The organism is Paenibacillus sp. JCM 18996, assembly GCF_055392555.1.
In genome coordinates this window covers 1444943-1458302 of record NZ_AP043884.1, presented here as the reverse complement: position 1 = coordinate 1458302, position 13360 = coordinate 1444943, and the positions used below count along the sequence as shown (strand labels likewise).

Here is a 13360-nt window from a genome sequence, read left to right as displayed (position 1 = left end):
ACTCCTCTTTGCGTTAACATGGTAATAAATATTAAGATGAGAGCAAATTCGCATGCGAAGGAGCCTGGTTTTATGCCGCACAAAACACTAGCCGATATGCAGGCGGAAGTGGACCGTTACATCTCGCAATTCAAAGAAGGGTACTTCAGCCCGCTGTCGATGATGGCCAGAATGTCGGAAGAAGTCGGCGAATTGGCCAGGGAAGTCAACCATCGGTTCGGGGAAAAGCCGAAGAAACCTACGGAAGCGGAGAACTCGATTGAGCTTGAGCTGGGGGATATTCTGTTCATCACCATTTGCTTCGCGAATTCGCTGGGGATCGACCTGACGGCAGCGCATGATAAGGTTATGGACAAGTTCAACACCAGGGATGCGGACCGCTGGACAAAAACCAACACGGAACCGCTCTGATTCTCATACACTGTATCATCACCTTTCTTGGAAAGGGGGAGGCGCAGTGGAGGGAGAAGAGTATATCAAAAAGGCGTATGACGCGATCCTTAACAATGATTTCGGTCAAGCGGTAGAATGCTTCGAGAAGGCGATCGAGCTGGAAAGGGACAATGCGTCGTATCATTACAGGCTGTCCATTACCTGTTCGAGGAACAACAGATTGCGCAAAGCCATCGAGCATGCCGAATTGGCCTTAAAGCTGGAACCTTCGAACGAGAATTACCATTATCATCTGCAAAACCTGCAGGCGAGGGAGCTCATCCAGCAGGCGGGCAAATTGTGCGAAGAGGCCGCCGGGAATCAAGCTGCCGCGGTACGGCTGCTCAGAAGGGCAATTGAGCTTGATCCGTTGGCCGAAGAGGGGTACCTGATGCTTAGCGGGCTGTACGCCGAGATGAACGATTTTCATTCAGCTATATATTTTATCCAAGAGGTTATCAAATTAAATCCCCAGCATGATGCGGCCAGAGATATGCTGGCGGAATACCGCGGCAGCCTGAAGCGGCAGTTGAATCAGACAGACGCAGGAAAGGACAGAACGATACAATGAACCCGATTATAAAAGTAGCTGTAGCCGGAGCAACCGGAAGAATGGGCAGGGAAGTGGTAAGAATGGTGCTGGCGGATCCCGAACTGGAGCTGGTTGCCGCCATACATCATTCAGACCATGATACCGACATCGGCGTCATTGTCAATAATGAACCGTGCGGGGTCCGCTTGAGCAATGACCTAGAGCAGGCTTTGATCCAAACCAGGCCCGATGTTCTCGTCGATTTTACTACCCCGCACTCGGTACTTTTTAACACCCGGACCGCCATAAACCACAATGTGAGGCCTGTTATCGGAACTACCGGGTTTACTCCGGGAGAGATCGAAGAATTGGACAAGCAGTGCAAGGAACGGGGAATCGGCGGACTGATCGCTCCGAATTTCTCCATCGGCGCAATCCTTATGATGAAGTTTGCCGCACAGGCGGCCAAATTTTTCCCACATCTTGAAATAATCGAATATCACGGCGACCAGAAGCTGGATGCTCCTTCGGGGACTTCCGTGAAAACCGCGGAAATGATCAGTGAGAACCGGCAGGAAATCCGGCAGGGAAACCCAAAAGAGCAGGAAACGATTGAAGGAAGCCGCGGCGGCTATTATCAGGGCTTCAGAATACATAGCGTGCGCCTGCCGGGAATTTTCGCCCAGCAGGAAGTAATTATGGGCGCTTTCGGTCAGACGTTGAAGATACGGCATGATTCCTATGACCGAGCCGGCTATATGCCGGGGGTTAACGTTGCCGTGAAGAAGGTCATGGACACAACCGGCCTGGTTTACGGTTTTGAGCATTTTATAGAATAGAGTAAGGGGGCACAAGGCCGGAAGGGCTTTTGTCCTCATTTTTGCAGAAGAGAGGAGTATTCGTTTATGAACGTCGCTTTAATCGCACATGATAGAAAGAAAGAAGAAATGGTCAACTTTGCTATCGCCTATGAAAAAGTTTTCTCCCAGCACAACCTGTTTGCCACCGGGACCACCGGGTCGAGAATTATGGAACAGACTAATTTGAACGTGCACCGTTTTCTCTCCGGACCTTTAGGCGGCGACCAGCAGATCGGAGCGATGGTGGCACAGGACCAGATGGACCTGATCGTATTCCTGCGGGACCCGCTTATGGCACAGCCGCACGAGCCGGACATTATCGCGCTTCTCCGTCTAAGCGACGTACACGGTATACCGGTCGCTACGAATGTAGCATCGGCGGAAATATTGGTGAAGGCTTTGGAGCGGGGGGATTTTGCCTGGAGAGAGCTCGTCCATAAGTATAAACCGGGTGAAATGGAATGAACGGCAATTTGGATATTCTTATCTTTGGGGCCCATCCGGATGATGCGGAGATCGGAATGGGCGGGACCATCGCCAAACACACGGACGCGGGCTACAAGGTGGGACTTTGCGAGCTGACTTATGCGGAACTGTCCTCCAATGGTACTGTGGAGCTCAGGCAGCGGGAGGCGTCGGAGGCTGGACGCGTGCTGGATATAGCGGTGCGCAGCAATTTGGGGCTGCCCGACCGGGGACTGTTCCTCTGCAAGGAACATATTGACGCGGTTACGCTGGAGATCCGGAAGCACAGACCGCGAATCGTCTTCGCTCCTTACTGGGAGGATCGCCACCCCGACCATGTGGCCTGCTCAAGAATCGTGCAGGAAGCGGTTTTTAACGCCAAGCTGCGCAATTATCTTCCGTATACGAATGCCGTCACTGTGGAACAGTGTTATTTTTATTTTATAAACGATGTGTACGAGCCTGATGTTGTGACGGATATTTCGGCTCAAATGGATATAAAAATGGCTGCCCTCGGCTGCTACGCATCCCAATTCACCCCTGCGGGGGATGGCAACGATTATGTGGCTACTCCGCTGAACGCAGCTTATCTGGACCGGGTGGAAGCGAGGGACCGCCTGCTCGGACAAACAGGGGCCGTCGCCTATGCGGAAGGCTTCGCGTCCAAGCAGCCGGTGCCTGTGAATTTGTTTTGACGTACATATCAATAGTGTTGAAGGAGGGACAACCATGAGGGAGGCTTTAAAGATTGGCATTACCTGTTATCCCACCCTGGGCGGCTCCGGCGTGGTAGCGACCGAACTCGGCAAACTGCTCGCGGAAAAGGGGCATGAAATCCATTTTATCACTCACAGCATTCCTTTCCGCTTGGGCAAGTTTGACAAGAATATATATTATCATGAAGTGGAAGTCAGTGATTATCACGTGTTCAAGTACCCGCCTTACGATCTATCGCTGGCGAGCAAGCTGGCTCAAGTAGCCAAGCTGCAGCAGCTGGATCTGCTCCATGTGCATTATGCGATCCCGCACGCCGTCTGCGCCCTTCTGGCGAAGCAGATGGTTGGAAATCATTTGAAGGTGGTTACTACGCTGCACGGCACGGACATCACCGTCCTGGGGCAGGATGAATCCTTGAGCGACCTTATCGCCTACGCGATTAATGAAAGCGATGCCGTAACGGCGGTATCCGAGGATCTGATCAGGGAAACGAGAGCTTCGCTAAACATAGAGAAACAGATCGATCTGGCGTATAATTTTGTCGACAAAAGGGTTTATTATCCCCGTGACGTCAGCTTGCTGCGCAGGGAGTTCGCCGATCCCCATGAAAAATTATTGATTCATATTTCCAATTTCCGTCCGGTCAAAAGAGTCACCGATGTGGTGGATATTTTCTCCAAAGTGGCCAAGCATGTTCCGTCGAAACTTCTGTTTGTCGGCGAGGGGCCCGAGCTGTCCAAGGTCATCCATCAGGTGAAGGAATTAGGGCTCATGGAACAAGTGATGTTCTGCGGCAAGCAGGATGATGTAGCGCAGATCATTTCTTTGGCGGATGTCATGCTGCTCCCTTCCGAGAAAGAAAGCTTCGGCTTGGTCGCCCTCGAGGCCATGGCCTGCGGTGTGCCTACCGTCGGATCAAACGCCGGAGGGATTCCCGAGCTGATTACGCACGGAGAAACGGGCTACCTGGCCCCGGTCGGAGACACCGATTCGATGGCCCGCTATACAGTGGAACTGCTGACGGACGAAAGAAAATACAGGCGGTTCACGGAGGCTTGCCTGCAGAGAGCGCGGTACACGTTCTGCAACAATATCATTACTTCGCAATACGAAGATATTTATTACAGGGTGCTGGGACGGTCAGTGCCTGAACCGCAAGGATTGACTAAACAATGTCTGGGGTAATTCCATGAGGACGACAATGGAGCGGGAAGCGGAGGCGCTGCTGCAGCGGCTCGCGGAATGCGGTTATGAAGCTTATTTTGTAGGCGGATATGTGCGGGACGCGGTGCTTGGCAGTCCGGTCAAAGATATCGATATAGCCACCTCCGCCACCCCGCAGGAGATCATCGCCGTGTTCGAGCGGACGGTGCCCACCGGCCTGCAGCATGGCACGGTGACGGTGCTCTGGAACGGCCACCCGTTCGAGGTCACGACTTTCCGCAAGGAGTCGGCGTATGAGCAGTTTCGCCGGCCCAAAGAGGTCGAGTTCATTACCTCCCTGGAAGAGGATTTGCGTCGAAGGGATTTTACAATGAATGCGATGGCGATGGACCGCGCCCGCCGGCTGATTGACCCCTACGGGGGCAAAGCCGATCTGGACCGCGGTATTCTTCGCTGCGTAGGCAATCCGGCGCAGCGGTTCACGGAGGATGCGCTGAGGATGGTCAGGTGCCTGCGGTTTGCCGCGGAGTATGGACTTGAGATAGAGGAGCGCACCTGGCAGGCTCTCCTGGAGCATGCCGCTCTGCTGCAGCATATAGCCATGGAACGGGTCCGGGCGGAGCTGGAGCGGATGATCGGCGGCGCGCGGCCCAGGCTGGCGGTAGAGCTGCTCGTTCGCAGCGGGCTGCTGGACCATACGAAAGTTCCCCTGGAGCTGCCCTTGAAGGATTGGAACAGCGGATTACCTAAGGAAATCGAAGCGCTGGGCGGCGCGGCGGATGAGCTTGTCCGTTGGGTGCTGTTTATATTCGGCATGGATTTAACGCCTGAGCAGGCCGGCTCTATTCTGCGGAAGCTGACTTTTGCAAGGCACAGGTGGGAGTCGGTCGCCGGTGTGCTTTCGTTTGACCGCTGGCTTCGCGATAACGAGCCGAACGGATCAGCAGCTCTGCAGCGGGCCTTTAAGCTGGCAGCTGTCCGTTTCGGCACGCTTGCCGCCGAACGGTGGCTTGCGGCTGCCGTGGCGGCAGCGGATTCGGGAAGCGAAAAATTTCGCAGCATGGACGAGGTTATGAGGGAAGGCGGTGGGTGGCTGGACGAGATGCCGGTCATCGAGCTGAAGCAGCTGGCTCTGACAGGCAGCGATCTTGCGCAATCACTTGGACGGCCGGCGGGTCCATGGATAGGAAGCTTGATGAGAAAGCTGTTCGAGCTTGCCGCCTTGGGAGAATTGAAGAACGAGAAGCCGGCTCTCCTGGAGGCCGCAGCACAAATAGACAGAGAGTGAGTTATAACGCGATGAGCGATTCACTGTTAGAATGGTTTGAAGCCAGACGGGGCGAATTCGTTTCCGGACAGGAAATCAGCAGGCAGTTGGGGATCAGCCGGACGGCCGTGTGGAAGCAGATCGAGAAGCTACGTGAGCGGGGGTATGGCTTCGAGGCCGTGCCGCGTAAAGGCTATCGCTTGATCGATAAACCGGACCGGATCCTTCCCGCAAAGCTGGCCGCACTGCTCGAAACGAAAAGAATGGGGCGCAAGCTGCATTATTTCGAAGAGCTGGATTCAACGCAGACCAAGGCTCACGAGCTCGTGTCCAAAGGAAGCGGTGAAGGCGCCCTGATTATAGCGGAGAGCCAGACGAGCGGCCGGGGCAGAATGGGACGGTCATGGCATTCTCCCGCCGGCAAAGGCATCTGGATGACCCTTCTGCTTAAACCGGGCATCCCGATCCATTTTACCCCGCACTTGACGTTGCTTACGTCGGTCGCGCTGTGCCGGGTCATTCGCGAGTTGTACACGCTGGACGTTGGAATCAAGTGGCCTAACGACCTGCTGATACACGGCAAAAAAATAAGCGGGATTCTGCTGGAATCGAACGCGGATGACGAGCGGACACATTATGTCATAGCCGGGGTCGGCATTTCGGCCAATCTGCTTCCGGAGGACTATCCTGAAGAGCTGCTGGCCAAGGCGACCTCCCTCGCCATCGAAACGGGACGGAGGATCGACAGGGAGCAGCTGGTCGCCAGGTTTTTGCTTGTGTTCGAGCAGTTGTATGATTTGTACCTGGAGCAGGGATTCGCTCCCATCCGCGTGCTTTGGGAAGCCAACAGCGTATCGCTGCAAAAACCTATCGTCGTGCAGACCGCCAAAGGGCCCGTAAACGGAACTGCGGTGTCCATCGATGAGATAGGGGCGCTCTGCGTCAAACTTGACGAGGGGGATACTGTGAAGCTTTATTCGGGCGATGTGGAGCTCCGATAATGAATTAATGATCGATTTCTTTACAAAAATGTTATAAAATAAAGTGGATGAGGCGGTATCCTTTTGCGAACCGCACTCATAATCCTTGAGAGCTATACGCACGATATATACAATGAAGCTTACTCGATAAACGCATGAATCGGATTCTGCTCAGAGCCGAAAGGACCGAGACAGAAAGGATTACGTTGTCACTTTGCCGTACTCACTTACGCGCCATTACTGACGCCCGAGGTGGGCATGTCTGTTGTCAACTTGTCTTTTTGAAACTCGATGACCTTTCAGCTTTGGGCTGGAAGGTTTTTTGCTCTTTTCAGGCGAAATTTGTTTCGTTCTCGATTGACCGGTAAAGCCGTTTATGCTCGAGTATGTGTTAGGGGGACGATGCTGCGTGACCGAACTAAAGAAACCACTGACGACAGCGAGATTGAAACGAATGAAAAAAGACCGGGATCCGATTGCGATGATAACGGCTTACGATTATCCTTCAGCTTATTTGGCCGAAGAGGCGGGCGCGGATATGATTCTGGTCGGCGATTCGCTGGGAAACGTGGTGTTGGGATACGATTCCACACTTCCTGTCACCTTGGACGATATCGTATATCATACGCGGGCTGTAAGCCGTGCCGTCAAGAACGCTTACGTCGTTTCGGATATGCCTTTCAATACTTACCACGGCAGTGCAGATACCACGCTGCGCAATGCAGGCAGGATCATGCAGGAAGGCTTGGCCAAGGGCGTCAAGCTGGAAGGCGGGACAGAGATCGCCGGATCTGTAGCGGCTTGCGTCAATGCAGGCATTCCCGTAGTAGGACATTTGGGGCTTACTCCGCAGTCCATACACCAAATCGGCGGTTTTATCGTTCAGGGCAAGAAATCCGCCCAAGCGCAGAAGCTTATCGACAGCGCCAAAGCTTTGGAGGAAGCCGGGGCTTTTGCCGTTGTTTTAGAGCTTATGACTGAAGAGTTGTCCGCTTTGATCACCGAGGAAATTACGATTCCGACGATCGGCATAGGGGCAAGCAGCCGCTGCGACGGCCAGGTTCTCGTATTTCACGACATGCTGCAGTATGGCCCTGCGTTCCCAAAGAAGTTTGTAAAAAGCTACGCCAATCTGAACGAGCAAATCAGCAGCGGGATCAGCCAATACGTGCAGGAGGTCAAATCCCGCAGCTTCCCGTCCAGGGAGCACGTTTTTCAAGGGGATGAGGAACTGCTTGACTATTTATACGGAGCTTCTTCAAAAGAGTAAAAAGGGGAGTACAAAACCATGGAAGTGATCGGCAACATCCGGCAGCTGCGGGAAAAGCTCGCAGAACGCCGCCGCGCAGAAGCAAACATCGGTCTCATACCGACTATGGGCTACCTCCATCAAGGGCATGCCAGCCTGCTCAAGCGGGCAAGAGAAGAGAATGATACAATTGTGCTGAGCATTTTCGTCAATCCGATTCAATTCGGCCCAAACGAGGACTTCGACAAGTACCCGCGGGATACCGAGCGTGACTTGAAAGTGGCGGAGAACGCGGGGTGCGACTTTGTCTTTATGCCTTCCGCCCGGGAAATGTATCCCCACCCCATCCGCACTAACGTTCAAGTGTCCGAGTTGACCGCGCGGCTGTGCGGCGCTTCAAGACCCGGGCATTTTGACGGTGTGGCCACGGTAGTCAGCAAGCTGTTTAACATCGTACAGCCGGACAGGGCTTATTTTGGTTTAAAAGATGCCCAGCAGACCGCTGTCATTACTCAAATGGTAAACGATTTGAATATAGATGTGAAAGTCGTTCCCTGCCCGATCATCAGAGAAGAAGACGGGCTAGCGCTGAGCTCCCGCAACGTTTATTTGAGCGACGAGGAACGGCGGCAGGCGTTAGTGCTGAACCGCGCTCTTCGGCAGGCGGAGAAAGAGCTTGCCGAAGGCCGCGGCGCTGAACAGGTGAGGGACGGGGTCATCCGTGAAATCAATAAAATGCCCTTGGCACAGATCGACTATGTGGAGCTTCTAACCTATCCTGGACTGCAGCCGGTCCAACATGACATGCAGGAACCGGTGCTTGTCGCGGTTGCCGTGAAATTCGGCAAAACCCGGTTAATCGATAACATCATTACCAGATTTTCTTGAAGGAGGGACACCAAATTATGTTCAGAACGATGATGAAGTCCAAAATCCATAAAGCCACCGTAACCGAGGCGAACCTGCACTACGTAGGCAGCATTACGATCGACGAAGATCTGCTTGAATTGGTCGATATGTACCCTAATGAAAAAGTTCAAATCGTCAATAATAATAACGGAGCAAGGCTCGAAACCTACATCATCCCCGGACCCAGAGGAACAGGAACCATCTGCCTCAACGGCGCAGCGGCCAGATTGGTCCAGCCGGGAGACACAGTCATCATCATTTCTTATGGCATCATGACCAGCGAAGAAGCGAAAAACTACAAGCCGACCGTTGCTATTATGGGCGAGGGGAACAAGGTCAGGACATTGTTGAAAGAGGAAGCGCACGCAACCGTTATGTAACTTCTGGAAAGCCGTATGAATGCCTCCTCCCCGGCGCACAATGTCTGTAACGTTCCACTCTACCTGCTTGCCAACTGCTTTTAAGGTGGGATCTAGCCATGTTCAAGCAGCTTTTCCAATCGATGCACGAGCTTTTGGATGAGATCGCCGGAGATTATCCGACCGCGACCGGACTGAAGAAAACGGTACTGGAAGAGAAATTGACCCTTTTGAAAAAAATGAGCGATACCTTCGTGGAAGAATGGCTGCGGTTCGAAGAAAAAATGGGCAAAGTGATCGGCGCGGACATTGAACCCGGCGCGGAGACCGACAGCGAATGGGTGCGGACGGAGGGTTTTCAGAGGGGACAAGGGTATTATCAGCTATTGATGTACGACCGGGCGATAGACGAGTTCGAGGCGGTCACCAAGTCTCAGCCCGAATTTTTGCTGGCGAGAGTATACCTAGCTTTGGGGTATTTACGGACCGGCAATTACGGTGAATCGTATAGGCATTTTCAATTTATTCTTTCCTTGACCAATCACGTGAAAATCAAGGCCATTTCCTACAATGCGATGGGCTGCATTCAACTCTACAACAACAATCTTGACGAAGCTTACGAATATTTCAAAAAAGCGTACGAAACGGACCCCGGAAGTGTCGAGCCTTTACTCGCCATGCTGGAATCCTGAGCCCTTTGGTTTAAAATGGACGGCCGCCGCTTCGGCAATACGAAGGAGGCGGCTTTAACAATCTTGTCCCTTTTTTCACAAATATCTGTTAAAATGGAGGCAGAGGGAAGAAGGGATTGAAACAAATAACGATGAAATACGCAGTGATCGATTTTGAAACTACAGGCAGTCAGCCTGCTGATGAAATTACCCAGGTCGGCCTGGTTATTATAGAAGACAATCAAATCGTGAACAAGTATGGCTCCCTCGTGAATCCGGGGATTCCGATCCCTGCCATGATCACGGAGTTGACGGGAATCGACGATGAGATGGTGAAGGACGCGCCATCTCCGGACGAGGTTATGTCGCGAATAGTGCCTCTCATCCACGATTGCGCTTTGGTGGCCCACAATGTGGGATTCGATCTCTCTTTTCTGCAAAAAAGCTTGGAGAACAGCGGTTACATGCCGTTTAGCGGCAGAATACTGGATACGATGGATGCGCTGCGCGTGCTGTTTCCCTCTTTGCCGAGCCTGCAGCTGGGACTGGTCTGCCAGTCTCTCGATATTCCCCACGACCGCCCGCACCAAGCGGACAGCGACGCTGAGGCAACGGCTCTGCTGTGGCTTCGCTGCCTTGAAAGATTGAACACTTTGCCTCTTCTCACCGTGCAGCGGCTCTCTGCCATCTTTGAAGGGGACGGTTCGGATTTCGGCTGGTTTATCAACGAGATAAGGATCCACCGCGAGTTGCATACGAGCCTGGACACGGACAATCACCGGTATCACCGGCAGTTCGCCATCAATGTGGATGACTGGGGCGACGAGGACTCGCTTCGCGACGAAGATGACCTGCAGCAGCTTTCCGCGCCCTTTCCGGAATTTTTCGGACAGCTGAAGCAGACGCTGCAGAATAAGTTTGCGGTTTATGAAAACCGGGAGTCGCAGGAGCAAATGATTCAGGCGGTTGAAGACAGCTACGAGGAAGGAAAGCACCTGATGGTGGAAGCCGGGACCGGAACGGGCAAATCGCTCGGATATTTGATACCTTCCTTGTATTACGGCTTGAAGCACGACAGAAAGGTATTGGTCAGCACTCACACGATCAATCTCCAGGAACAGCTGAGGGAGCGCGATGTACCGCTGCTTCACGACATTTTTCCCGTCCCGTTCAAAGCGGCGGTCATCAAGGGGCGCAGCCACTATCTGTGCCTCCGCAAATTTGAGAACAAAATCAATCTCCAGGATTTGGAGTACGGCAAGGAAGACAGGATTACCGCGGGGCAAATGCTCGTATGGCTCAGCGAGACCAAGCGCGGCGACGAGGAAGAGCTGCATTTTAACAACAAGGGCGCTTCTTTCTGGCACACTGTGGCGTCCGATTCAGAATCTTGCCTGAACCGTTCTTGTCCGTGGTTTAAAAAGTGCTTCTACCACCGCGCCAAGAACGACGCGAATACGGCGGATATCGTCATCACCAACCATTCCATGCTGTTTACGGACACAAAGGCGGAAAACCGCCTGCTGCCCCCTTATCAGCATCTGGTGATCGATGAAGCCCACCATTTTGAGGAAGTGGCAAGCAAGCATCTCGGCCTGGAGCTGTATTACGGAGGCTTGGCCAGCACGCTCACCTGGCTGTTCAAGGACAGCCATTCGGGGCAGCTGCCGCAGCTTAGCTACAAGCTCGAATCAAGCGATGACGAGAACGCCTCCAAGTGGCAGGCCATGATCGATGACATTTACCCCAAGCTGGTCAAAATCAAGGAAGAGTGGGATGCGTTAAGCGAGCAGCTGTTTGCGCTGGTTTCTTCCAGAAGCGATCCCTTGCAGGGCGAAGGCCAGTTCCTGCTCAGAATAAAGAAAGACCAGACTCCTTCCCATTGGCCGCAGCTGCAAGGGATGGAAGACAATATTTTCATTGCCATGGGCGAAACCGTCAAACAGCTGGAGAAGCTGCTGCTGCAGATCAAGGAAGCGGGAGACGGGCTGGATGTGCAAGGACTGATTACGGATCTCGGGGGCAACGTTAAGCAGCTGTACCGGCACAGGGAGGCGCTTCATTTTTTTATGACTATGCCGGATCCGGAGTATGTGTACTGGCTGGAAGCCAATCCGTACGGCAAGAGCAAGTCTCTGATGCTGACCAGCGTGCCCAGCGATGTAAGCCCGATGCTCAAACAGCTCTTCTTTGACGTGAAAGAATCAATCGTTATGACCTCGGCTACGCTTTCCGTAGATAAATCGTTCCAGTATGCAAGCGAACAACTGGGCGTCGGGAGCGGCGGCAAATCGGACAAGCTGGTCACGCTGCAGCTGCCATCCCCTTTTAATTACAGGGAGCAGGCTTTGGTATGCATACCCAGGGATTTTCCGAACATAAAGGGACCTCAGGGGGAAAGCATTTTTGTCGAGCGCCTGGTTCAATCCCTCACGGAGGTGGCTATCGAGACCAAAGGCCGGATGCTGGTGCTGTTTACCTCCAACCGGATGTTAAAGCAGACTTACCCGGGGCTCAAGGACGCCCTGAAGCCTTACGGCATCGGCGTACTGGGACAAGGAGTGGACAGCGGCAACCGCAGCAAGCTGACAAGATTGTTCCAGAGCAGCGTATCGAGCGTCCTGCTGGGAACCAGCTCCTTCTGGGAGGGGGTCGATATTCCCGGTGAAGCGCTGAGCTGCCTTGCTATTGTCAGGCTGCCGTTCCAGCCGCCTAACCATCCTCTGACCGAAGCGAAGAGCGAAATTGTAAAGAAGAACAATCAAAATCCTTTCATGAAGCTTTCCGTGCCCCAAGCGGTGATCAGGTTCAAACAGGGATTCGGGCGCCTCGTGCGCACCGCCAAGGACAAAGGCATCGTCATCATTTACGATACACGGGTCATAGAAACGCAGTACGGGCGATATTTCTTGTATTCTCTCCCGGGGCCCAAGATCGAGCATATGCCGACAGCCGGTTTGGTGCCGAGAATCAGGGATTGGATGGGGGAGGAACATCGTGAAATCGTTAAAAATCTCTGAGGCGGTCGTGCGCAGGCTGCCCATTTACCTGCGTTATTTGAACGAGCTCAGCATGAAAAACATTACCACCGTCTCCTCTCAGGACCTGGGGCATAAGCTGGACTTGAATCCGGCGCAAATCCGCAAGGATCTGGCCTATTTCGGGGAGTTCGGCAAGAAGGGCATCGGGTACGAGGTCGCTTATTTGATCGAGAAAATCCGGCACATTCTGAAGCTCGACCGGCACATTCCCGTCGCTCTGGTAGGGGCGGGCAATCTCGGCAGGGCTTTGTGCAATTACAATGCATATTTGAACGATCAAATGAAGATTGTCGCCGTATTCGATTCGTTTCCCACAAAAATCGGGGAAGTCATAAACCAGCTGCAGGTGCAGCCGATGGAAGAACTCGCTTCTACCATCAGGGAAATGAAAGTCCGCATCGGAATCATTACCGTGCCCGCCGACGAAGCCCAAGTGGTGGCCAACCAGTTTGTGCAGGCAGGGATTGAGGCTATTCTCAGCTTTGCCCCGATCATTCTGAAGGTACCGGGCGAAGTGAGAATTCACCATGCGGACTTCACTACGGAGCTGCAGAGCTTGGCGTATTACCTGGATTAAACGGGCAACATAAAATTAACAGATCGCCGCTGCCTGACAGCTTTTCAGACGGTTGGCGATTTTTGCGTAATTGCGCTTGGCTTCGCTTTTCAGCTTGAAATTTTTGGTTTGCAGCCGTGACTGGCGGTTTAAATAAA

14 protein-coding genes are annotated in these 13360 nt (G+C 53.2%); all 14 read left to right on the top strand.

The window, feature by feature from the left end; translation table 11 throughout:
- Positions 1–72: 72 nt before the first annotated feature.
- The 14 genes from ACZ5N7_RS07130 to ACZ5N7_RS07065 all read left to right on the top strand — a co-directional run bounded on the left by ACZ5N7_RS07130 (position 73) and on the right by ACZ5N7_RS07065 (position 13223).
- Positions 73–411, top strand: coding sequence for a nucleotide pyrophosphohydrolase (locus ACZ5N7_RS07130; RefSeq protein WP_464658412.1), 339 nt, complete (start codon positions 73–75; stop codon positions 409–411).
- A 46-nt stretch (positions 412–457) separates the two neighbouring features.
- Entirely contained in the window at positions 458–1003 is a 546-nt protein-coding gene (locus ACZ5N7_RS07125) for a tetratricopeptide repeat protein (RefSeq protein WP_464658411.1), read from the top strand.
- On the top strand, positions 1000–1803 hold the full coding sequence (gene dapB / locus ACZ5N7_RS07120; protein ID WP_464658410.1) for a 4-hydroxy-tetrahydrodipicolinate reductase: 804 nt from the start codon (positions 1000–1002) through the stop codon (positions 1801–1803). The genes ACZ5N7_RS07125 and dapB overlap by 4 nt, the downstream gene beginning before the upstream one ends.
- A 66-nt stretch (positions 1804–1869) precedes the next feature.
- A complete protein-coding gene (locus tag ACZ5N7_RS07115) occupies positions 1870–2289 on the top strand; it encodes a methylglyoxal synthase (RefSeq protein ID WP_464658409.1) in 420 nt (139 codons plus the stop codon).
- The gene (bshB1, locus tag ACZ5N7_RS07110; protein WP_464658408.1) at positions 2286–2984 is read left to right on the top strand and encodes a bacillithiol biosynthesis deacetylase BshB1; all 699 of its coding nucleotides are present in this window, start codon (positions 2286–2288) and stop codon (positions 2982–2984) included. Before ACZ5N7_RS07115 ends, bshB1 begins: the two co-directional genes overlap by 4 nt.
- 34 nt (positions 2985–3018) lie before the next feature.
- Entirely contained in the window at positions 3019–4191 is a 1173-nt protein-coding gene (gene bshA / locus ACZ5N7_RS07105) for an N-acetyl-alpha-D-glucosaminyl L-malate synthase BshA (protein WP_464658407.1), read from the top strand.
- 4 nt (positions 4192–4195) lie between these two features.
- Positions 4196–5458: a CCA tRNA nucleotidyltransferase gene (locus ACZ5N7_RS07100; protein WP_464658406.1), complete on the top strand. Its 1263-nt coding sequence runs from the start codon at positions 4196–4198 to the stop codon at positions 5456–5458.
- An 11-nt stretch (positions 5459–5469) separates the two neighbouring features.
- The gene (locus tag ACZ5N7_RS07095) at positions 5470–6438 is read left to right on the top strand and encodes a biotin--[acetyl-CoA-carboxylase] ligase (protein ID WP_464658405.1); all 969 of its coding nucleotides are present in this window, start codon (positions 5470–5472) and stop codon (positions 6436–6438) included.
- A 388-nt stretch (positions 6439–6826) separates the two neighbouring features.
- Positions 6827–7687, top strand: a complete 861-nt coding sequence (panB, locus tag ACZ5N7_RS07090; RefSeq protein ID WP_464658404.1) for a 3-methyl-2-oxobutanoate hydroxymethyltransferase — start codon at positions 6827–6829, stop codon at positions 7685–7687.
- A gap of 18 nt (positions 7688–7705) precedes the next feature.
- On the top strand, positions 7706–8554 hold the full coding sequence (gene panC / locus ACZ5N7_RS07085) for a pantoate--beta-alanine ligase (protein ID WP_464658403.1): 849 nt from the start codon (positions 7706–7708) through the stop codon (positions 8552–8554).
- Positions 8555–8571: 17 nt separating this feature from the next.
- The gene (gene panD / locus ACZ5N7_RS07080; protein WP_464658402.1) at positions 8572–8955 is read left to right on the top strand and encodes an aspartate 1-decarboxylase; all 384 of its coding nucleotides are present in this window, start codon (positions 8572–8574) and stop codon (positions 8953–8955) included.
- Between the two features lie 98 nt (positions 8956–9053).
- Positions 9054–9626 carry a tetratricopeptide repeat protein gene (locus tag ACZ5N7_RS07075; protein ID WP_464658401.1) on the top strand — a complete coding sequence of 191 codons (573 nt, stop codon included), beginning with the start codon at positions 9054–9056 and terminating at the stop codon, positions 9624–9626.
- 131 nt (positions 9627–9757) lie between these two features.
- Complete coding sequence (gene dinG, locus ACZ5N7_RS07070; RefSeq protein WP_464659180.1) at positions 9758–12625, top strand: ATP-dependent DNA helicase DinG; 2868 nt, start codon at positions 9758–9760, stop codon at positions 12623–12625.
- On the top strand, positions 12603–13223 hold the full coding sequence (locus tag ACZ5N7_RS07065; protein WP_464658400.1) for a redox-sensing transcriptional repressor Rex: 621 nt from the start codon (positions 12603–12605) through the stop codon (positions 13221–13223). Before dinG ends, ACZ5N7_RS07065 begins: the two co-directional genes overlap by 23 nt.
- Positions 13224–13360: the final 137 nt, after the last annotated feature.